General features: G+C 69.6%; 20 protein-coding genes and 1 pseudogene. 12 read left to right on the forward strand and 9 right to left on the reverse strand.

Annotation, left to right across the window (positions count from 1 at the left end; all coding sequences use genetic code 11):
• The 3 genes from VE172_RS01850 to VE172_RS01860 form a co-directional block, all read left to right on the forward strand.
• Window positions 1-799 (forward strand): alpha/beta fold hydrolase (locus VE172_RS01850; protein WP_324796314.1); only part of this gene is annotated, 799 nt, incomplete at its 5' end.
• Window positions 796-1,632, forward strand: a complete 837-nt coding sequence (locus VE172_RS01855) for a PhzF family phenazine biosynthesis protein (protein ID WP_324796316.1) — start codon at window positions 796-798, stop codon at window positions 1,630-1,632. The genes VE172_RS01850 and VE172_RS01855, both read left to right, overlap by 4 nt.
• 98 nt (window positions 1,633-1,730) lie before the next feature.
• A complete protein-coding gene (locus VE172_RS01860; RefSeq protein WP_324796318.1) occupies window positions 1,731-2,099 on the forward strand; it encodes a VOC family protein in 369 nt (122 codons plus the stop codon).
• On the opposite strand, the gene VE172_RS01865 is transcribed toward VE172_RS01860, so the two are convergent.
• Window positions 2,088-3,473 (reverse strand): MFS transporter, encoded by a 1,386-nt coding sequence (locus VE172_RS01865; protein WP_324796320.1) that lies wholly within the window; start codon window positions 3,471-3,473, stop codon window positions 2,088-2,090. The genes VE172_RS01860 and VE172_RS01865 overlap by 12 nt on opposite strands.
• A gap of 66 nt (window positions 3,474-3,539) precedes the next feature.
• Here VE172_RS01865 and VE172_RS01870 point away from each other — a divergent pair, with 66 nt between their 5' ends.
• Both VE172_RS01870 and VE172_RS01875 read left to right on the forward strand, forming a co-directional pair.
• Entirely contained in the window at window positions 3,540-4,271 is a 732-nt protein-coding gene (locus tag VE172_RS01870; RefSeq protein WP_324796323.1) for an ArsR/SmtB family transcription factor, read from the forward strand.
• A gap of 137 nt (window positions 4,272-4,408) precedes the next feature.
• Window positions 4,409-5,665 (forward strand): Gfo/Idh/MocA family protein, encoded by a 1,257-nt coding sequence (locus VE172_RS01875; RefSeq protein WP_324796325.1) that lies wholly within the window; start codon window positions 4,409-4,411, stop codon window positions 5,663-5,665.
• Here the strand turns inward: VE172_RS01875 and VE172_RS01880 are convergent.
• A pseudogene (locus VE172_RS01880) lies at window positions 5,666-6,490 on the reverse strand (phosphoribosylaminoimidazolesuccinocarboxamide synthase); the annotation flags it as partial.
• A gap of 13 nt (window positions 6,491-6,503) precedes the next feature.
• Window positions 6,504-7,043: a hypothetical protein gene (locus VE172_RS01885; RefSeq protein ID WP_324796328.1), complete on the reverse strand. Its 540-nt coding sequence runs from the start codon at window positions 7,041-7,043 to the stop codon at window positions 6,504-6,506.
• Between the two features lie 130 nt (window positions 7,044-7,173).
• Here VE172_RS01885 and VE172_RS01890 point away from each other — a divergent pair, with 130 nt between their 5' ends.
• The 3 genes from VE172_RS01890 to VE172_RS01900 all read left to right on the forward strand — a co-directional run bounded on the left by VE172_RS01890 (window position 7,174) and on the right by VE172_RS01900 (window position 10,351).
• Complete coding sequence (locus tag VE172_RS01890; RefSeq protein WP_324796331.1) at window positions 7,174-8,325, forward strand: sensor histidine kinase; 1,152 nt, start codon at window positions 7,174-7,176, stop codon at window positions 8,323-8,325.
• A 13-nt stretch (window positions 8,326-8,338) separates the two neighbouring features.
• Window positions 8,339-8,968: a response regulator transcription factor gene (locus VE172_RS01895; protein WP_349258223.1), complete on the forward strand. Its 630-nt coding sequence runs from the start codon at window positions 8,339-8,341 to the stop codon at window positions 8,966-8,968.
• Between the two features lie 285 nt (window positions 8,969-9,253).
• Window positions 9,254-10,351 carry an acyltransferase family protein gene (locus VE172_RS01900; RefSeq protein WP_324796337.1) on the forward strand — a complete coding sequence of 366 codons (1,098 nt, stop codon included), beginning with the start codon at window positions 9,254-9,256 and terminating at the stop codon, window positions 10,349-10,351.
• Here VE172_RS01900 and VE172_RS01905 read toward each other — a convergent pair.
• From VE172_RS01905 to VE172_RS01920, 4 genes are read right to left on the reverse strand one after another with little or no spacing between them, the layout of a single operon-like run.
• The gene (locus VE172_RS01905) at window positions 10,335-10,763 is read right to left on the reverse strand and encodes a protein-tyrosine phosphatase family protein (protein ID WP_324796342.1); all 429 of its coding nucleotides are present in this window, start codon (window positions 10,761-10,763) and stop codon (window positions 10,335-10,337) included. The genes VE172_RS01900 and VE172_RS01905 overlap by 17 nt on opposite strands.
• 26 nt (window positions 10,764-10,789) lie before the next feature.
• Window positions 10,790-11,653, reverse strand: a complete 864-nt coding sequence (locus VE172_RS01910) for an ABC transporter permease (protein ID WP_324796345.1) — start codon at window positions 11,651-11,653, stop codon at window positions 10,790-10,792.
• The gene (locus VE172_RS01915) at window positions 11,640-12,608 is read right to left on the reverse strand and encodes an ABC transporter ATP-binding protein (RefSeq protein ID WP_324796348.1); all 969 of its coding nucleotides are present in this window, start codon (window positions 12,606-12,608) and stop codon (window positions 11,640-11,642) included. The genes VE172_RS01910 and VE172_RS01915 overlap by 14 nt, the downstream gene beginning before the upstream one ends.
• Window positions 12,605-13,735, reverse strand: coding sequence for a LolA family protein (locus VE172_RS01920; protein ID WP_324796351.1), 1,131 nt, complete (start codon window positions 13,733-13,735; stop codon window positions 12,605-12,607). The genes VE172_RS01915 and VE172_RS01920 overlap by 4 nt, the downstream gene beginning before the upstream one ends.
• A 222-nt stretch (window positions 13,736-13,957) precedes the next feature.
• Between VE172_RS01920 and VE172_RS01925 the strand changes: the two genes are divergently transcribed.
• Together VE172_RS01925 and VE172_RS01930 are read left to right on the forward strand one after the other, a co-directional pair.
• Complete coding sequence (locus VE172_RS01925) at window positions 13,958-14,635, forward strand: response regulator transcription factor (RefSeq protein WP_324796355.1); 678 nt, start codon at window positions 13,958-13,960, stop codon at window positions 14,633-14,635.
• Complete coding sequence (locus tag VE172_RS01930) at window positions 14,632-15,846, forward strand: sensor histidine kinase (RefSeq protein ID WP_324796358.1); 1,215 nt, start codon at window positions 14,632-14,634, stop codon at window positions 15,844-15,846. The genes VE172_RS01925 and VE172_RS01930 overlap by 4 nt, the downstream gene beginning before the upstream one ends.
• A 6-nt stretch (window positions 15,847-15,852) precedes the next feature.
• Here VE172_RS01930 and VE172_RS01935 read toward each other — a convergent pair whose 3' ends face one another.
• Window positions 15,853-16,746 carry an NUDIX domain-containing protein gene (locus VE172_RS01935; protein WP_324796360.1) on the reverse strand — a complete coding sequence of 298 codons (894 nt, stop codon included), beginning with the start codon at window positions 16,744-16,746 and terminating at the stop codon, window positions 15,853-15,855.
• Between the two features lie 109 nt (window positions 16,747-16,855).
• Here VE172_RS01935 and VE172_RS01940 point away from each other — a divergent pair, with 109 nt between their 5' ends.
• A complete protein-coding gene (locus VE172_RS01940) occupies window positions 16,856-17,455 on the forward strand; it encodes a PadR family transcriptional regulator (RefSeq protein WP_324796363.1) in 600 nt (199 codons plus the stop codon).
• Window positions 17,452-18,639, forward strand: a complete 1,188-nt coding sequence (locus VE172_RS01945) for an FAD-dependent oxidoreductase (RefSeq protein WP_324796366.1) — start codon at window positions 17,452-17,454, stop codon at window positions 18,637-18,639. Before VE172_RS01940 ends, VE172_RS01945 begins: the two co-directional genes overlap by 4 nt.
• Window positions 18,640-18,643: 4 nt before the next feature.
• Here the strand turns inward: VE172_RS01945 and VE172_RS01950 are convergent, their stop codons facing one another.
• Window positions 18,644-19,909, reverse strand: coding sequence for a cation:proton antiporter (locus VE172_RS01950; protein WP_324796369.1), 1,266 nt, complete (start codon window positions 19,907-19,909; stop codon window positions 18,644-18,646).
• Between the last annotated feature and the right edge of the window lie 12 nt (window positions 19,910-19,921).

The raw sequence follows: 19,921 nt of genomic DNA on the forward strand, positions 1-19,921 counted from the left end.
GCCCGTCGTCCTGCTGCACGGCGCGGGGGCCGACGCCTCCGCGTGGGACGCCATCGGGCCGCCGCTGGCGCGGCGGTACCGCGTCGTGGCCCCGGATCTGCGCGGCCACGGGCAATCCGGCGACGGCCCCTGGGACTTCGACGCCGTGCTGGACGACATCGAGGCGGTCGTCGAGCACTGTGGATTGTCCAATCCGGTGGTGGTGGGTCAGTCGCTGGGCGGGATGCTCGCGGGAATGTGGGGCCGCCGCCACCCCGAGTGCCCGGCGCTGGTCTCCCTGGACGGCCACCGCGCCACCGAGACCGATCCCGGGAACTACCACGGCATCGCCGCCGACGAGCGCGACGCGATCCTCGCCGAGCTGAAGGGCGTCTTCGACGCCCACGAGGCGGCGTCGGGCCGGCCGCTGCCCGAAGAGGCGATCGCCGCCACCTCGCCGCGCGCCCGCGTCGTCCGCGACGGCCACACCTACCGGCGCCCCGGCCCCGAGCTCACCGCCGCGCTGCGCGCCGCCCCCGAGTTCCACGACAGCGTCCCGATCTTCGCCGAGGTGGGCTGCCCGTTCCTCGTCGTGCTGGCCACGCGGAACCTGCCCGGCATCCCGCCGCACTTCGACGCATTCATGGACGCGTTCCGTCAGGGGCTGCGCGACGACCTGGGCGCCATCCACAAGCAACGCTCCACACTGGTGGTTCACGAGGTGGACGCCAGCCACAACCTCACCAACGAGATCGGCGAGCAGCTGGTCGCCGAGATCACCCGCTTCATCGACGAAAGCCTCGGTACCGTGGCGGAATGATCAGCTACGAGATCGTCGACGTCTTCACCGGCACCCCCTTCGAGGGCAACCCCCTGGCGGTGGTGTTCGGCGGCGATGGCCTGAGCGACAAGCAGTTGCAGGCCATCGCCGCCGAGTTCAACCTCTCCGAGACCGCGTTCGTGTTGCCCCCCACCACGACCGCCGACTACCGGGTGCGGATCTTCACCCCGAAGTCCGAGATCCCCTTCGCCGGTCACCCCAGCATCGGCACCGCCGTCACCCTGGCCCGCCGCGGCGACATCGCCGACGGCACCGCGACCCAGGAATGCGGCGCCGGGCTCCTGCCGGTCGTGGTCGACGGCGACGCGGCGACCCTCACCGGCGGCACCCCCACCGACGGCGGCCCGCTCGACGCGGCGCCCCTGCTGGAGCTGGCGGGCCTGGAGCCGTCCGACCTGGCCGGAAACGCCCGCCGGGTCGGCACCGGCATCGAGTTCCCCATCCTGCCGGTGATACCGGAGGCGGTGGCGCGGGCCGAAAACACCCGCATCGCGGGCCAGCCCGAGGTGTACCTGTTCTCCTTCGACGCGACGACCGGCCGCGCCCACTCCCGGCTCTTCGCGCCCGGATTCGGCATCACCGAGGATCCCGCCACGGGCTCGGCCGCGCTGGCGCTGGGCGTTCACCTGGTCGCCGAGGGCCTGGTGCCCGCCGACGGCACCACCTCCTATGTGGTGGAGCAGGGGGCCGAGATGGGCCGTCCGTCGCGATTGGAATGCCAGGTCGACGCCGCGGCCGGCGCCGCCGTTAGGGCCCGGGTGAGGGGCCGGGCGGTGGCGGTGTCGCGCGGCGAGTTCGTGTCTTTGCCCTGATCTTCGCCGCGTTTCGGATGAGGTCATTCACCCGAATGTCTGTTGTGTGGTGTCGGGGTGGTGAGGCAGAGTGCCTTTGTATGGAGCTGTTGTGCACCGTGTACCCGGTTGATGACGTCGAGACCGCCGCCGCCTGCTACCTGTCGCTCGGCTTTCGGGATGTCGCGCGGCCCGATCACGACACCGTCTTGTTGGCCGACAACGACTCGCCGTACGTGGACATCCTGCTCGAACAGCACCCCGTTGAGTCCAAGGCCGGAAGCGGGCCGGTGTTTCGGATCGCGGACGTCAGCGAATTCCACCGGGAGAACCCCAGCCTGCGATGGATGGGGCCGCCGGTGGAGATCCCGCCGGGCAAGTACGGGATCTTCATGGACCCCGCGGGCAACCCGGTGCGGGTGGTCGACTTCACCAACGACAGTGGACGGTACGCGCGGCTGTTCCGTCCGGCGCCGTCAGCGTCGTGAGTCGCGGACCAGTCCGGCCACCGCGGCGAGGTAGATGACCGCGCCGACGCCGCCGACGACGGCCAGGCCGCGCACGAACGCCGCCGGGTTCGCGGCGTCGCCCACCAGGGCGCCGAACAGGGCGACCCCGATGGCGCCGCCGGTCTGGCGGGCGGTGTTGCTGACGCCGCTGGCGATGCCGGCACGGCCGGGCGGCGCCGCGCCCATCACCAGCGCCACCATGGCGGGGGTGATCAAGGCTAGGGCGATCCCGGTGCAGGCCAGGGGAAGCAGCAGCATCACGTATGTCGGTTGCCGCGACACCGCGATCATGGAGAGCATGCCGACGGCGCCGAGCAGGTAGCCGACGATGGCGGGACGGTGCGGCCCGTAGCGGGCGACCAGCCGCCCCGTGAGCGGCGGCAGCAGCGCCATGGGGATCAGGCAGGGCAGGACGGCGATGCCCGCCCGCAGCGGCGTGTAGTGGCCGATGCCCTGCAACAGCAGCGTCGTGACGAAGATCGTCCCCATGCCCACAATGGTCATCGCGGCGGTGACGACGGCGCCGATCCGAAACCGCCGGTTGGCGAAGACGCCCGGCGGCAGCATCGGCGCGGGATGGCGCTTCTCGACCCGCCACAACCCGACCGCCAGCGCCGCCGCGACAACCCAACTCCCCCATACGATCGGCGAGGTCCATCCCGCGCGCCCCGCCTCGATGAAGCCGAACACCGCGGCGCCCAGGGCGGCGGCCCCGAGCAACAGGCCCGCGGCGTCGAAGCTCCCCGACGCCCCGGGGCGATCACCGGCCACGCTGTACGCGACCGCCGCGATCGCGGCCGCCACGATCGGGACGTTGAGCCAGAAGATCGCGCGCCACCCGGGACCGGCCAGCAGCGCGCCGCCCAGCAGCGGCCCGAGCGGCAGCGACACGCCCGCCACCCCGGCCCACAGGCCGATCGCCTTCGCGCGGGCGGCGGGCTCGGCGAAGGTGCGGGTGATGATCGCCAGGGTTCCCGGCAGCATGGTCGCCGCCGCCAGTCCCTGGAGCGCGCGGGCGGCCACCAGGGTGGCGATGCCGGGCGCCAGGGCGCAGGCCACCGAGCCGAGGCCGAACGCGGCCAGGCCCGCGATCACGACGGGCTTGTGGCCGAGGCGGTCGGCGATCGCGCCGCCGCCCAGCAGCAGCGCCGACAGCACCACGGCGTAGCCGTCCACCACCCATTGCAGACCGGCCACGCCCGCGCCGAACTGGTGCCCGATGGTGGGAAGCGCGACATTGACGATGGTCACGTCCAGCTGGATCAGGAACATGCCGACGCACATCGCCAACAGGACGACCCGCGGGTGGCGGGCGCTTCGGGTGCGGGGGGCCGACGCGGCTATTCCGGTCATGGCGGCAACGCTAGGTCCGGAATGCTTCGGTGGCGGACGAAGTGTCCCCGCACTACGGTGGGTTCCATGGAAGGGGACGTGGACATCACGCCGATCGCGGCACTGCTGGCCGACGCGAGCCGGGCCAAGGTGCTCAACGCGTTGGGCGACGGGCGGGCGCTGCCCGCCAGCGTGCTGGCCGGGGAGGCCGGGGTGTCGGCGTCGACGGTGAGCGCGCACCTGGCCAAGCTGGTGGACGGCGGGCTGTTGCGGGTGGAGCGGCACGGCCGCCACCGCTACTTCCGCTTCGCCAGCCCGAAGGTGGCCACCTTGCTGGAGACCATGGCGCTGCTGTCGCCCACCGCGCCGGTGCGGTCGCTGCGGGAGGGCAACCGGGCGCAGGCGCTGCGGTCGGCGCGCACCTGCTACGACCACCTGGCCGGGCGGCTCGGGGTGCGGATCATGCGTTCCCTGCTGGATCGCGGCGCCATCGCCGGCGGCGACGGTTACTTCGATGTGGACGATCCGGGCTCCGATCACCTGTCGGGACAGGGCAGCGAGATCGACTACGAACTCACCGAGGATGGACAGTCCTTTCTCGACAAACTTGGCGTCCACATTCCACCGGGGCGGCGCCGGCTGGTGCGCTACTGCGTGGACTGGAGCGAGCAACAGCACCATCTGGCGGGGCGGCTGGGCCGGGCGATACTCGACCACACGCTGCGCGAAGACTGGGTGAGGCGCTCCTCCGCCCGCGCGCTGCGCGTCACCGACTCGGGCCGCGCGGCGCTGCTCGAGCACTTCGGCATCGAGGCGTGAGCGAAGATCCACTCACCGGGTCGGCGCGTCCATTGTCGCCCGCACGGCACGAAAAGTTACCGCCGCGGAGTCCTTCCCGCCGCCGGATCGGCGGGCTACTATCCGACTTTGTTGCCTGAGAAAGGATCTTGACAGTCATGTCACCGGTCAGGCTCGCGGTCGTCGGCGCGGGAGGACGAGGACGCCAGTACGCGTCCTGGGCATTGAATCACCCGGAGGCGGCCACGGTGGTGGCCGTGGCGGAGCCGCGCGAGGAGGTACGCGCCGAGTTCGCCGCCCAGCACGGCATCGCCCCCGACATGTGCTTCACGCACTGGGAACACCTGCTGGGGGCCGGCCGGATCGCCGACGCGGTGCTGATCTGCACCCAGGACCGGATGCACACCGAGCCCGCGATCGCGTTCGCCGACGACGGCTGGAACATCCTGCTGGAAAAGCCGATGGCACCCACCCCCGAGGAGTGCCGCGAGATCGTCAACGCCGCCCGCAAGGGCGGCGGCGTGTTCGCGGTGTGCCACGTGTTGCGGTACACGCCTTACACCAAGACACTGAAGTCGATCCTCGACTCCGGAGCCATCGGCGACATCGTCAGCGTCCAGCACCTGGAACCCGTCGGTTACTGGCACTTCGCGCACTCGTACGTGCGCGGGCCGTGGCGCAACGAGGCGGAGTCCTCGTCGATGCTGCTGGCCAAGTCCTGCCACGACCTGGACTGGCTGCGGCACGTGGTCGGCGTGCCGTTCGCCCGGGTCTCCAGCTTCGGCAGCCTGAAGCACTTCCGTTCGGACAACGCCCCCGCCGGCGCCACCCACCGCTGCGTGTCCTGCCCCGTGCAGGACGACTGCGCGTACTCGGCGACCCGCATCTACGGCAACGGCCTGAAGGAACGCACCTTCGCCATCCGCCACGTCGTGGACGTCCTCGAGGAGGCCCGCCTGGAGAAGGCCCTCCAGGACGGACCGTACGGCCGCTGCGTCTACGACACCGACAACGACGTCGTCGACAACCAGGTGGTCAGCATGGAGTTCGCCGACGGCACCACCGGTTCCTTCACCGTCACCGCCTTCACCCCGATGGAGGACCGCAAGACCCGCATCTTCGGTTCGCAGGGGATGATCGAGGGCGACGGCGACGAGGTGCGGGTCTTCGACTTCAACACCGAGAAGACCACCGTCACCAAGATCAAGAAGATCGGCGGGGTCGGCGCCGGGGCCGGTCACGGCGGCGGCGACGCCGGGCTGATCGAGGCGTTCGTGCGCGCGGTGGGCGAAAACGACCAGTCGCTGGTGCTGTCGGGCCCCGACGAGTCCCTGGAGACCCACCTGGCGGTGTTCGCCGCCGAGGAGGCCCGCCTGGAAGGCGCCGTCAAATCCGTTGAGTACCAACGGAACTAACCAGCGCAGGCCCGTCAGCGTCTCGTAGGCCTCGACGTACCTGGCGCGCGTGGCGTCCACGACCTCGGCGGGAATGCTCGGCGGCGGTGTGGTCTTGTCCCAGCCGGTGTCGACCGCCCAGTCGCGGACGTACTGCTTGTCGAAGGACGGCTGGGCCCGGCCCGGTTTCCAGGCGTCGGCGGGCCAGAACCGCGAGGAGTCGGGCGTGAGCACCTCGTCGGCGAGGATCAGGTCGCCCCGCGCGTCGGTGCCGAGCTCGATCTTGGTGTCGGCGATGATGATGCCGCGCCGCGCGGCGATCTCGCTGCCGCGTCGGTAGACCCGCATGGTGATGTCGCGCAGGCGCCGCGCGGTCTCGGCGCCCACTTCGGACACCACGCGGTCGTAGTCGATGGGCTCGTCGTGCTCGCCCACCGGGGCCTTGGTGGACGGGGTGAAGATCGGCTCGGGCAGCCGCGAGCCGTCGGTGAGCCCCTCGGGCAGGCTCACGCCGCTGACCGCGCCGTCGCGCCGGTAGTCCTTCAGTCCGGAGCCGGTGAGGAAGCCGCGGGCCACGCATTCCACCGGCACCATCGACAGCCGCCGGCAGCGGATCGCGCGCCCGGCGAACTCCGCGGGGACGTCGGTGGCGGAGATGACGTGGTTGGGGATGTCCGACAGCTGCTCGAACCACCACAGGCTGAGCGCGGTGAGCAGCTTTCCTTTGTCCGGTATGGGGGTCGGCAACACGACGTCGTAGACCGAGACCCGGTCGGAGGCGACCAGGATCAGGTCGTCGCCGTCGGCGTAGACATCGCGGACCTTCCCCGAATGCAGCATTTCCACGCCGCCCATTCGATCATGACTCCCGCTTGGCCCCCACGGCACCCAGCGCGTACGTGATGGGCCACAGGGCCAGAATCGCCAGCAACACGGCGTTGCCCGACATGAAGTCCACGAGCGGACGGGTGCGGTCGGGTTGGCCGACGGCGAGGATCAGCAGACCCGTGACGGCCCAGGCGATGACGTAGGCGGCGGCCAGCTTCAACCACAGGATGACCTCGTAACGCACCCGGACCCGGCCGCGCTTCGGCGGCTTCCAGGGTCGCGGGCCGTCGGCGAAACGGTGGGCGACGTGGGCGTCGCACCACTGGATGGTGCGGTGGCCGAACATCACCGAGAACCCGATGTACAGCGCGGCCAGCCCGTGCGCGGAGTCGGCCTTCGCCCCGTCGCGCAGATCGAAGATGGACACCGCGAGCAACACCACGTCCGTCAACGGCACCAGCCACAACAACGCGGTGGACAGGCGCCGCCGCCGCAACAGGTACCGCACGGCCAGGCCCGCGCCCAGCAGCACCCAAAAGGCCACCTCGCAACCCACGATCACCACAAGCACGGGACCATTCTGGGCGCGTCGGGCGGCGGGCGCGTCGGCGTCGGAGACGAACCCGGGTGCGACTTTGGATGTACCCGCGATCGGCGCGTGTGAGGAGGCGACCCGGACGCGGTGATGGTTCGATGTAGCGGTGGAGAACGCGCGTCGGGTGCCCCGGGAGCTGATCGCCGCCGTCGTGGCGTACGCGATCGGCGTGGTGCTGGTGACGATCGGGACCTACTCCACGACCGAGGTGCACGCGCCGCTGTGGGTGCACCTGGCCACCCTGACGGTAGTGAGCGTCGGCGTGACGATGCGGCGCCGGGCGCCGATGATCGCGGTGCTGATCGGGACGGTGGCGTTCGGGGTGGACGTCACCGTCGGCATGTCGCTGGCGACCGCGGCGATCTACACCGACAACATCTACGCCGCGACGGTGTACGGGCCCCGCTGGGCGCCCCGGGCCCTGCTGATCGCCGGGACCCTGCTGACGGTCGTGTTGAGCGCGTTGACGTACATCGACGGCAAGCTGACGACGGCGCTGGTGATCTGCGCGATCTTCGCGCTGATCCTGCTGTCGCCGGTGGCCACGGGCATGGTGATCCGGGAGCATCGCGGGCGCGCCGAGCTGGAGCGCGACCGCGCCGCCCGGATCGCCGAACTGGCCGAGGTGGACCGTCGCGCGGCCATCGCCACCGAGCGCACCCGGATGGCCCGGGAGCTGCACGACACCATCGCCAATCACTTCAGCGCGATCGCCATGCAGTCCAGCGCGGTGTTGTCGCGTCCCCACATGGACGCCGCCGACATGCGCAAGGTGATCGCCGACATCCGGGCCGGGAGCGTGGCGGGCCTGGCCGACATGCGGCGCACCATCGAGCTGTTGCGCACCACCGAGGCCGAGGACGAGATAATCCAGCATGGACTGTCCGACCTGGATGATCTGGTGGAGCGGGCGACCACGGCGGGCCTGCGGATCTCCTCGCGGGTGCGGGGCAAGCGCCCCGAGCTGCCCGTCGCGGTGGATCTGGCGGCCTACCGCATCGTCCAGGAGGCGCTGACCAATGTGCTCAAGCACGGCCGGGATGCCCAGGTGGAGGTGGATTTCCGGCCGCGCGGGGTCGTGATCACGGTGGACAACCGGCTGCCGCACACCCCGGCGGGGGTGCCGGGATCGGGCAACGGCCTGGTGGGGATGCGGGAGCGGGCCACGATTCTGGGGGGCCGGTTCGAGGCCGGTCCGCACGATGGCGGCTGGCGGGTGCGCGCGGAGCTGCCGTACGCGCGAGAGGAGGCTGAGTGAGTTGCACGATCGGGTGATTCGCCTGTTGATCGCCGACGATCACGCCGCGGTGCGCGCCGGGCTGGTGCTGATCTGCTCGGGCGCGGACGACCTCGAGGTGGTGGGCGAGGCGGCCGACGGCGCCGAGGCGGTGGAGCTGGCCACGCGGCTGCGCCCCGACGTGGTGCTGATGGACATCCGGATGCCCCGCCTGGACGGCATCGCCGCCACCAAGAAGCTGGCGGGCGTCGCCGACGTCCTCATCCTCACCACCTACGGCAGCGACGCGCACGTGTTCGACGCGCTGGCCGCCGGGGCGGCGGGCTTCCTGCTGAAGGACACCGACGCCGAGGCCCTGCTGGAGGCGGTGCGCACCGTGGCACGCGGTGACGGCCTGATCTCCCCGAGTGTCACCCGGGCGCTGATCGCCGAGTTCGGGCGGCATCGCCCGCCGCCGTCGGCCGCGCCCGACCTGTCCGCGCTGACCGCCCGCGAGCGCCAGGTGCTGGACCTGCTCGGCAACGGCCTGTCGAACGCGGAGATCGCGCGGCGGCTGGGAATGGCGGAGGCGACGGTGAAAACGCACGTCAGCCGCATCTTGTCCAAACTGGACTTGCGTTCCCGGGTGCAGGCGGCGATCCTGGCGCGCGATCTTTCCCAGTGAATTCACAGGAATCTCTTAACAATTTCCGATTTCCCGCCCCTACCGTCTGGACCCAGCACCACAGTCATTGATACGGTGTCAATAGGCACAAGGTCCTTACCGTCCCATCGAGGCGGAGGACATCTCGGCGATGTCGCGTGTGGCGACGTCGTATGGAGCACCCACAACACAACACAGGTCGGGCCGGTCTCGACATTGTTCGTCGTGCCCCTTTGCGATGCATTTGTCTCGGTTCCGGCATGTCACACCTCCGTTCCCAGCACGCGCGAGGAGACAGCAACACTTATGAGCACCGAGGTACTCGATCGCACCCCGGACCAGACGTCCGGCGGTATCGGTACGCCCGACAAGCCCCGCGAGGAGTCTAAAAAGGATTCATACTTCTCCAACGCCAAACTCATCCTGATCCTCCTGGTCGTCACGGGACACACGTGGTCCCCGATGGCCGACTACTCGTCCACCATACGGTCGCTGTACCTGGTGCTGTACGACCTGCACATGCCGGCGTTCATCCTGTTGTGCGGCTACTTCTCCCGCAATTTCGCCGGAAAGCCGCGCCAGCTGCATCGCCTCGTCACCTCGGTGGCCGCGCCGTACCTGATCTTCTCACTCCTATATGGAGTATTTCGCTGGTGGACCGACGGCGAACCCGATCCGAGCCTGTTGAGCCCGTACTACCTGCTGTGGTTCCTGTCGGCCCTGTTCATCTGGCGCATCACGTCACCCATCTGGACGATGGTCCGCTTCCCGGTCCTCGTGGCCATCGTCATCTCGGTCGGTGCGGCCACCATGACGCTGCCCAGCGAGCTGGACCTGGGGCGCATCCTGCAGTTCCTGCCGTTCTTCGTGGCGGGCATGTTCATGAAGCGCGAGTACTTCGAGCGCCTGCGGCACCCGTTCGTGCGGATCGTGGGCCCGATCGCGTGCCTCGGCATCTGGTACATGGCGTTCAAGCACGGCGGCAGTGTCAACCTGAACTGGGTGTACTACACCGACGGCGCCGGGCAGATGGACTCCGACCTGGCGCACGTGCTGCCGATGAAGGCCATCATCCTGGGCAGCGCGGCGGTGTTGCTGGCCACGTTCTTCGCCTACGTCCCGGAACGCACCTTCTGGTTCACCCGGCTCGGCGAGCTCACCATGTTCGTGTACCTGTTGCACGGCTTCTTCACCAAGGGCGCCGAGCTCGGGCTTCACCTCTACGACTACGCGTTCCTGCACACCCCGTGGGGCGAGGCGACCCTGACGCTCGGCGCGTTGGCGTTGGGTTGCCTGCTACTGACGCCACCGGTGCGCTGGCTGACCCGTCCGCTGGTGGAACCGAAACTGAACTGGTTGATGAAACCATTGCCGCCGCGCAAGCGCGCTACCGAAAGCGTTTGACGAAGCGCTTCTGCCAGGGCGTCTCGACCGCGTGAGACGAGTATCCCGCCCGCACATAGGCCACGGCCTCGGCGGGCGGGATTCCGTCCATGATGGCCAGACATGCCAGGGCGGTGCCGGTGCGGCCGTGGCCCCCCGCGCAGGCGAACTCGACCCGCCGGGTCCCGCAGCGTTCCCACGCCTGGCGCAGCGCGGCGGCGAAGTCCTCCCGGTCGGCCGGCAGCCGGAAGTCGGGCCAGCGCACCCAGCGCGACTCCCAGTCCACCTCGGGTGGCTCGCGCCCCAGGAGATACAGGGCGAAGTCCGGACGCGGACCCTCCGGCAGCGGGTGGCGCAGACCGCGTCCGCGCGCCAGCTTGCCGGAGGGCAGCCGCAGGATGCCGGGAGCGTTCGGGTCCCAGGTGGTCGTCATGCGACCATCCTGTCACCCGCGCCCGCTCAACTCGTGATGTCCCTTGTGGTGAAGCGGGCCCACGCGGCGGTGCCGAAGATAGCCGTGTAGCAGGCCATCGAGATCAGCCCCTTGCCGAGGGAGTCGAACGCCATCGGGACCCGCAGCAGGTCCGTCCACGCGGGCCAATAGTTGGTCAACAGGAACGGGTGCAGCCAGTCCAGCGCGCTGATGTTGCCGAGGATCTGGCTGATGATGCCGAACATCGCGGTGGCGATGGCCGCGCCGATGGGTTGTTCGGTCATGGTGGAGGCGAACAAGCCGATGGCGCACACCGGAACCAGGCACAGCGCCACGTACACGGCCACCAGCCCGATCCGCACGGCGGCGTCACCGAAACCGATCGGGACGCCCGACACGGTCACGAAGTCGCCGGCCCCGAACAGCGCCAGACCGAGGACCGCCGCGACCAGCGACACCGCCAGCACGCCCACGATGGCGCCGATCACCAGGGAGGCGAACTTGACCACCAGCAGGCGGGTGCGGCCCACCGGCGTGGTGAGCAGGTACCTCAGGGTGCCGATATTGGCCTCACCGGCGATGGAGTCGCCCGACAGGATGCTCACGGCCAGCGGCAGCATCATGGTCATCTCGATCGCCAGGGTCGCCAGCACCACGAACAGGCCGTTGCCCAGCAGCACCGAGAAGAACGACTCGCCCTGGGTGGGACGCACCACCGCCAGCACGATCGCGATCAGCACCGGGATCAGGCACAGCGTCGCCAGGCCCACCAGGTTGCGGCGGCGGCGCGCCATCAGGCGCAGCTCCGAGCGCAGCAGTTGGCGGCGGGGCCGTCCGCCCTCCATCGCGTCGTGCGCGACGGTGTCCATAGTGGCCTCAGCCGCTGACATCGAAACCCTCCCCGGTCAGTGACACGAACACGTCCTCCAGGCCGGGCTGGTCCACGGCGAAGCCGTGCACCGGGACCCCGGCATTGACCAGGGCCACCACGACCTTGTCGGCGTCGGTGTCGCCCAGCAGCGCTCCCGCGCGGCCCTCGGCGCGCGTCACGTCGTCCATGCCCAGCTCCGACAGCACGGCCGCGGCCGCCTCGGGGCCGGGCGTGGTGACGGCGACCCGGCGCGCGGCGTCGTCGGTGAGGGTGTCCAGCGGGCGCTGGATCTTCAGCTTGCCGCGGTGCATGATGCCGACGTGGCTACAAATTTGTTCCACTTCGGACAACAGGTGGGTGGACAGCATGATGGTGACGCCGTCGCGGGCCAGGTCGGCGATGATGCTGCGCACCTCGCGGGTCCCCTGTGGATCGAGCCCGTTGGTGGGTTCGTCCAGGATCAGCAGGTCGCGGGGGCGCAGCAGCGCCGCGGCGATCGCCAGGCGCTGCTTCATGCCCAGCGAATAGGCCCGGAAACGCTTGCGGGCGGCGGCGAGCAGCCCCACCCGGTCCAGGGCCAGGTCGATGCGGGTCGCGGCGGTCTCGGGGGCGGTGGTGGGGTCGGCGTCGTCCAGTCGGCGCAGGTTGTCGCGCCCGCTCATGTACGGATGAAACGCCGGGCCCTCGACCAGGGCGCCCACCCGCGGCAGCACCCGCTCGGCGGCGCCCGGGATCGGCTCGCCCAACAGTTCGCAGTGGCCGAACGACGGCTCGATGAGGCCCAGCAGCATCCGGATGGTGGTGGTCTTGCCGCTGCCGTTGGGGCCCAGGAAGCCGTACACGGCGCCGTGCGGGACCTCGAGGTCGAGCCCGTCCACCGCGAGATGGTCCCCGCCGTAGCGCTTGCCCAGCCCGACGGCGCGCACGGCGCGGGAGTCGGACTCCCGCGCCGGCGCGAGGGTGCCGGCACTCACTTGTGTGCCGCCACTTCGTACAGCCGTTGCGGCGTCACCGATCCGACCAGGATCCGGCCGTCGTCGGTGATGAGCGCGTTGACCAGCGCCGACTTGAACAGATGCCCGCTGCCCCAGTCGCCGTGCACCTTCGGCAGCGAACCCAGCATCGCGCTGGGGTCGAAGCCGTCGGACTTGCCGTGGGACTTGGCGTGGGAGCCCTTGCCGTCCTTCTTCGCGTCGGACAGCGCCTTCTTGACGTCGATGTGGGTCTGCCACACCGTCGCCCAGCCGTCGCCGACCGTCTTGACGTCGGCCTTGGGGTGCTTGCCGTCGGCGTGGTGCTTGGCCTTCGGCCAGTCGGACTTCTCCTCCTTCACCTTGACGCCCTTGGGCGGGGTGAAGGTGAAGTTCTCCTTGTCGGGGGTGGAGAAGCTGATCCGCGAGAACGCCACGTCGAACGCGGGCTTGTCCACGTTGGTGCCGTAGATCTGGGTGCGCAGCGGCACCCCGGTCTCGCCGTCGATGGCCAGGTTGATCGAGCTGACCAGCGCCGAGTCGTCCTTGGGACGCAGCACCAGCTGGTACGCGTCGCGACCGGCCACCTCGACCGGGTCACCGACGCTGACCTTGGTGGTGGGCGCGATGTCCTTCAGCGCCCTCTCGGCCAGCTTCTGCGGGCTGGAGGCCTCGGCGGTGATCGCCGTCGGCGGCCACATCGGCATGTCCGCCAGCTTCTTGGGGAGCGTGGTGTGGACGGCCTTGGACTCCTTGCTGTTCCACTGCCACAGGTCCTCGCCGTTGCGGATCGCGTCGGTCTCGCCGTAGTCGTCCAGCATGGCGATGCGCGCCTTGTCGGGCGAGCCGTACCACACCCGCATCTGGTGGGTGCCCGACGCGATGGACGACAGCGTGCCGCCCGTCCCGTCCATGCTCGGCAGACCCAGATCGGCGTTTTGCACCACCGTGCCCGACAGACCCTTCACGTCCGAGGTCTCGACCGCGGTGAGCAGCTGCGCGGCGGTGCGTTTCGGCAGGTCACTGGCGCCTGCGGCCATCACCACTCCGGCACCCGCCGCGATGGTGATCACACCGGCGGTCAGCGCGATCGGCACCGCGAACCTGCGGGCCACTCGCTTGCGTGACATATTCTTGCCTTTCTCCGAGGTTTCAATTTATCGCGGTGGTCCGCGTCGGTAGCGCGACGCGGACCACCTGTTGCGCGCATTGAGGCAATGGTGCGCCGGGGTGGCTGAAGCGAACCTGAGGGGAGCTGAAGGACCTCTCAGCCGCGGCTCGCTCAGCGAAACCTCAGGTCGAGGCGGGTATTTTCGACAGCATCGCGATCCCCTCGACCCCGAAAGACTCCGATGCGACTGCTCATCGTCGAAGACGAACAACGCATGGCCAACGCGCTGGCGCGCGGGCTGCGGGCCGACGGCTTCGCCGTCGAGATCGCCGTCGACGGCCGCACCGGCCTGAACGAGGCCCGCCACGGCTCCTTCGACGCGATCATCCTGGACATCATGCTGCCCGGCATGTCGGGCTACGAGATCATCCGGACGCTGCGCGGCGAGGACAACTGGGTCCCGGTGCTGGTGCTGTCGGCCAAGGACGGCGAGTACGACCAGTCGGACGGGCTGGACCTGGGCGCCGACGACTACCTGACCAAGCCGTTTTCGTACGTGGTGCTGTTGGCCCGGCTGCGGGCGCTGCTGCGGCGCGGCAGCCCGGCGCGGCCCAGCGTGCTGACCGTCGGGGACCTCACGCTGGACCCCGGACGCCACACCGTCCAGCGTGGAGATTCCGACATCGCGCTGTCGTCGCGGGAGTTCTCGCTGCTGGAATACCTGATGCGCAACGCCGACCAGGTGGTCAACAAGGTGACGCTGCTGGACCACGTGTGGTCGGCCAGCGAGGACACCCACGTCAACCTCGTCGAGGTCTACATCGGATACCTGCGCAAGAAGATCGACACCCCGTTCGGGCGGCGCAGCCTCCAGACGGTGCGCGGCGCCGGCTACCGCCTGACGGCCGATCCGCGATGATCCGCCGCTGGTCCACCCTGCCGCTGCGGGTCCGCCTGGTGACCCTGGGCATCACGGCGCTGCTCGTCGGCTTCTCCATCGGCGGGGTCACCCTGATGCTGGTGCTGCACGCCTCGCTGCGCCACTCGGTGGACGACGCGGCCACCAAGACCGCCCACGACATCGCGGGCCTGCTCGACAACGACAAGCTCCCCAGCCGCATCACCACCGGCCGCGACACCACGATCGTGCAGATCTACGACACCCACGGACGCTACGAGCGCGGCTCGCTGGGCGCCGACCCGCTGGTGCCGCTGCTGCGCGACGACGAGCTGGAGCGCGCGATCCACGGCGAGCACTTCACCGTGGAGGGCGAACGCGCCAACATCAACACTCCCGTGCGCGCCACCGCCGTCAAGACCGACAAGAACATCGTGATCGTCGGGGTCGCCGAGTCGGAGGTCGGGGCGGTGCCGAAGCTGGCGTTCGGCCTCACCATCACCCTCGGGGTGCTGGCGGTGGCGGTCGGCCTGGCGCTGTGGTGGGCGGTGGGGTGGACGCTGCGGCCCGTGGAGGCGGCGCGCGCCAAGCAACGGTCCTTTGTGGCCGACGCCGCCCACGAGCTCCGCAGCCCCCTGGCCAACATGCGCACCGAACTCGAGGTGGCCGAGCGGATCGGCGCCACCGACGACCTGATCTGCGACCTGCTGACGGACGTGGAGCGGCTGTCGCGCATGACCGAGGACCTGCTGTTGTTGGCGCGCATGGACGACGCGCGCCGCCCCCATCGCCCCGAGGGCCTCGACATCGGCGAGCTGCTGGAGGTGCTCGTGGAGACCTATGCCGACGCTCGCGTGCCCGTGTCCTTCTCCCGGCCCGACACCGATGTGCTGGTGGAGGCCGACCGCGACGGGCTGCACCGCGTCTTCACCAATCTGATCGACAACGCGGTGCGGCACGCCGAGACGACGGTGACGGTGGAATGCCTCGCGTCCGAATCGGACGTGTTGATCGCGATCTGCGACGACGGCCCCGGCATCCCCCTGGCCGACCGCAAGCGCGTCTTCGACCGCTTCACCCGCCTCGACGACGCGCGGGGCCGCAACTCCGGCGGCACGGGCCTGGGCCTGCCCATCGTGGCCGAGCTGGTGGCGGCGCATCGGGGTTCGATCCAGCTGTGGGGCGAGCGGCCCAACGGCCTGCGCGCCGAGGTGCGGCTGCCGAGGGAGTAGCGGCCTTCAGTCCGAAGCGAGCGCCCGTTGGGCGGTCAGGGTCAGGGGCAGATCGGCGATCTCGCCGGGGTGGAACCAGCGGACGTCGCTGGTGGAGCCGCCGATATCGAGGATTCGCAAGGGTTTTGGCGTCGCGATCGTCGCGGTGTAGACAATGGATACACCTGGGAAGTCCTCGGGCTCGCCGTCGTCCGCGGTGGATTCGCGATCGTGTTTGGACCCGATACACCGCAGTTCGCCGAGGACGGCGTCCTGGTCGGTCTCCTCGTGAATCTCGCGCAGCACACACCGTTCGGGCGTCTCGCCGAAGTCGATGCCGCCGCCAGGCAGGTGCCACAGGCCCGCGCCCCAGCTGCCCTCGGCGATGAGGGTCAGCAGCACGCGGCCGTCGGCGTCGGTGATCCAGGCGTAGGAGCCGATGCGACGCCGTCGTTGCGAAGGCTGCGACGCGGGGACCTGGCGCTCCCACCGAGGCGTCGGCAGGGACGGCCCCGTGACGCCCAAGACGTCGGCGATCACTGGCGACACTGGCGATCCCTCAATGTCCGACGGGTGTGTCCACACGTTGACCGCATCGGATTCGACGACGTCACGGGCCAAGGTTCCGCCCGCGAGCTTCAGATCGTAGATGACAGCCAGGTGATGGTGACTCCACTCAGGAGTGTAAGCGGTGAGATCACTGACGATCTCGCGAAGCGCCGCGACCTCGACGTCGAGACCCGTCTCCTCGGCGAACTCCCTCACAACCGCATCGGCGGGGTGCTCGCCGTGCTCGACTCCCCCGCCAGGCAGCCACCAGGAGTCGGGTAACTGCGAGACGGCGGTCATGTGCTGCAACAACACTCGGCCATTGTCGTCTCGGAGCACGCCGTACGCGCCCAGTCGGGTGGTTTGTCGCATTGGGGGAATGTATCAACGCGGGGCGAGTGGTCACGCCGATCGAAGTTATAGTTGGGACCGACTAATTGGGTGTGTATAGTCGTACCCAACTAATTGGGAGGGATCGTCAATGACCGCGCGCCGCAAGGTCGCCAACCCGCTCGGACTGGCCGTTTTGGCGGGGCTCTTCGAGGAGCCGCTGCACCCCTACGAGATGGGGCGACGGTTGCGGGAGCGCTCCAAGGATCGACACGTCAAGTTCAATACCGGGACCCTGTATACAGTGGTCGGTCAGCTGGAGAAGGCGGGCTTCATCGCCGCCAGCGAAACCATTCGCGACACCGCGCGTCCCGATCGGACCGTCTACGCACTCACCGAGGCGGGGCGCGAGGAGCTGATGGACTGGATGCGCGAGCTGATCGGCGAGCCGCGCAACGAGTATCCCCACTTCGTGGCCGCGCTGTCGCTTCTGGGGGTGCTCGCGCCGCAGGAGGCCCGCGAGCTGCTCACCAGCCGCGTGAACAAGCTGCGCATCGAGACGGCCAGGAACCGCGCCGAGATCGACGAGGCGACGGCGCTGGGGCTGCACTGGTTTCACCTCGTCGAGGAGGAATACGAGGTGGCGGTGAGGGAGGCCGAGATCGGCTACCTCACCCAGCTGGTGCGGCGGCTCGACGACCCCGAACTCGTCGACACCTGGAACAAGACTCTGCAAGGGAGACAGGAATGAAGATCTCACGCGCCCTGGTCATCGGCGGCGGCATCGCGGGACCCGTGACCGCGCTGGCGCTCCACAAGGCGGGAATCGAGGCGGCCGTTTACGAGGCGTACGAGACGACGGCCGAGGGGGTCGGGGGCTTTCTCGGCTTCGCCCCCAACGGTTTGAGCGCCCTGGCCGTCGTGGGCGCCGACGCCGCGGTCACCGCCGTCAGCGAGGCGACGCCCGTCATGATCATGGAGAACCACAGTGGACGCCAGATAGCGCGGGTCGACGCCTCCTCCCCCGGGGTGCCCGACAATCACCTGGTCGACCGCGCCGCCCTGTATCGGGTGCTGATGGAGGCCGTGCGCGAGCGCGGCATCGAGGTCCACACGGGCAAGCGCCTGGTGGATGCCGACGAGACCGACGGCCGGGTCACGGCGCGCTTCTCCGACGGCTCGTCGGCGACGGGGGACGTCCTGGTGGGATGCGACGGTATTCGTTCCACGGTGCGCGAACTCATCGACCCGAACGCGCCGACGCCCCGATACACCGGGCTGCTGGGTTTCGGCGCGCCCGTCGAGGGTCAGCGCGGGGAGCCCAACGCCATGCACTTCGCCTTCGGGAGGCGGGCGTTCTTCGGGTATCAGTACTTCGCCGACGGGTCGGCGGGCTGGTTCGCCAACCTGCCGCGCAAGGAATACCTGACGGCCCGCGAGATGCGCCAGACCCCCGCCGCCGCCTGGCTCGCCGAGATCGCGCAGCGCTACGAGGGGGATCGGATGATCGCCGCGGAAATGTTGGCGCGCACCAAACCCGCCGACCTGTTCGTCAGTGGGCCGCTGGAGGATGTGCCGACGGTGCCGCGCTGGTATTCGGAGCGGATGGTGCTGGTGGGCGACTCCGCGCACGCCACCTCCCCGAGCTCGGGCCAGGGCGCGTCGCTGGCGTGCGAGAGCGCGGTGGAGCTGGCGCGGTGCCTGCGCGACCGTCCGTCGCTTGTGGATGCCTTCACGACCTACGAGGCGAAGCGGCGCGAGCGGGTGGAGTACATCATCGCCCGCGCCGCGAATGTGAATCAGCAGAAGGCGGCGGGCCCCGTGGCGCGGGTGTTCCGCGACCTGGCGATGCCGATGGCGCTCAAGCTGGTCAATCCGCGGAAGATGTTCGCCAAGCAGTACGGGTACCGCATCGACTGGGAGGCCACCGCCTGAGCCGTCAGGACCCGACGCCGACCGCCGCCTGTGCGGCGGTCTTGCGTTGCCTGCGGCGATCGAGTCGGTCCCACAGCGTCAACAGCGGCGTGGCCATCAGGGTCGTCACCAGGGCGACGATCACCAGGACGCTGAACATCGACTTGGTCACGATGCCCGCGGCCAGACCGAGGTTGATCGCGATGAGCTGCATCAGTCCGCGGGCGTTCATCAGGGTGCCCACCCGCAGCGCGATGGCGGGCTTCTCCCCCGCGAGGCGGGCGGCGAACCAGCAGGCGCCGAACTTTCCGACGATGGCGGCGACCAGGCAGACGAAGGCGAAGATCATCAGGGCGGGATGGAACAGCAGCCCGAAGTCGGTGTTGAGACCCGAGTAGGTGAAGAACAGGGGAAGGAACACCGCCGAGATCGGGGTGAGCCGCTTCACCGCACCGTCCACTTCGGGGGTACGGGGGAACACGACGCCGAGGCTGAACGCCCCGAAGACCGCGTACAGGCCGATGGTGTCGGTGTACCAGGCCGCCACCAACAGGGCCACCACCACGATCAGGACCAGCTGGTCGGCCGGCACGCGGGACGACAAGCGGGCCAACGGGTCGCGCCACCGCACCACCACGATCAGCAGCACCGAGAAGACGGCCGCGCCGCCCACGGCGAGCGCGATCGGGCCGCCGCTGGCCGCGGCGATGCTCATCACCCCGGCCAGAAGCACCCACGCCACGGCGTCGTCCAGGGCGCCCGAGGCCAGCGAGATCGACCCGAACGGGGTGTTGGTGAGGTCGCGCTCGATGATGATGCGCGCCAGCATCGGAAAGGCCGTGATGGACAGTGTGACGCCGACGAACAGCGTCGACACCAACAGGGAGACGTGCGCGGGAAACACGTCCACCTTGCCGAAGGCGAACCAGGTGATGCCGATGCCCAACAGCATCGGCACCAGGATTCCCCCGCTGGAGATGAACGCGGCGGGCCGCGCCACCGAGCGGATCCGCTCGGTCTTGAACTCGTAGCCGGTGAAGAACATGAACGTCACCAGCCCCACCTGGCCGACGACGTACAGGACGGGGCGCAGGTCCTTGGGGAACAGGGCGTCCTCGACGCCGGGCGCCAGCAGGCCGAGCACCGACGGGCCGAGCACGACCCCGGCCACCATCTCCCCCACCACGGGAGGCTGGCCGATCAGTTTGACGAGCCACGAAACGGCGCGGCACACCACCAGGATCGCCACCACGGCGATGAAGAAGGCGGCGGACAGTTCGCTTGTGGACATGGACACACATCC

Origin of the sequence: Stackebrandtia sp. (assembly GCF_035643755.1) — a bacterium.
In the GTDB taxonomy this organism is placed as follows: Bacteria; Actinomycetota; Actinomycetes; order Mycobacteriales; family Micromonosporaceae; genus Stackebrandtia.

What these genes read in the sequence shown, in the direction of transcription:
- VE172_RS01905 (WP_324796342.1), bottom strand. Translation starts at nt 10,763, where the DNA reads ATGACGACCACCTGGGACCCGAACGCTCCCGGCATCCTGCGGCTGCCC.
- VE172_RS01945 (WP_324796366.1), top strand. Translation starts at nt 17,452, where the DNA reads ATGAAGATCTCACGCGCCCTGGTCATCGGCGGCGGCATCGCGGGACCC.
- VE172_RS01930 (WP_324796358.1), top strand. Translation starts at nt 14,632, where the DNA reads ATGATCCGCCGCTGGTCCACCCTGCCGCTGCGGGTCCGCCTGGTGACC.
- VE172_RS01920 (WP_324796351.1), bottom strand. Translation starts at nt 13,735, where the DNA reads ATGTCACGCAAGCGAGTGGCCCGCAGGTTCGCGGTGCCGATCGCGCTG.
- VE172_RS01865 (WP_324796320.1), bottom strand. Translation starts at nt 3,473, where the DNA reads ATGACCGGAATAGCCGCGTCGGCCCCCCGCACCCGAAGCGCCCGCCAC.
- VE172_RS01855 (WP_324796316.1), top strand. Translation starts at nt 796, where the DNA reads ATGATCAGCTACGAGATCGTCGACGTCTTCACCGGCACCCCCTTCGAG.
- VE172_RS01940 (WP_324796363.1), top strand. Translation starts at nt 16,856, where the DNA reads ATGACCGCGCGCCGCAAGGTCGCCAACCCGCTCGGACTGGCCGTTTTG.
- VE172_RS01950 (WP_324796369.1), bottom strand. Translation starts at nt 19,909, where the DNA reads ATGTCCACAAGCGAACTGTCCGCCGCCTTCTTCATCGCCGTGGTGGCG.
- VE172_RS01935 (WP_324796360.1), bottom strand. Translation starts at nt 16,746, where the DNA reads ATGCGACAAACCACCCGACTGGGCGCGTACGGCGTGCTCCGAGACGAC.
- VE172_RS01910 (WP_324796345.1), bottom strand. Translation starts at nt 11,653, where the DNA reads ATGTCAGCGGCTGAGGCCACTATGGACACCGTCGCGCACGACGCGATG.
- VE172_RS01900 (WP_324796337.1), top strand. Translation starts at nt 9,254, where the DNA reads ATGAGCACCGAGGTACTCGATCGCACCCCGGACCAGACGTCCGGCGGT.
- VE172_RS01875 (WP_324796325.1), top strand. Translation starts at nt 4,409, where the DNA reads ATGTCACCGGTCAGGCTCGCGGTCGTCGGCGCGGGAGGACGAGGACGC.
- VE172_RS01925 (WP_324796355.1), top strand. Translation starts at nt 13,958, where the DNA reads ATGCGACTGCTCATCGTCGAAGACGAACAACGCATGGCCAACGCGCTG.
- VE172_RS01870 (WP_324796323.1), top strand. Translation starts at nt 3,540, where the DNA reads ATGGAAGGGGACGTGGACATCACGCCGATCGCGGCACTGCTGGCCGAC.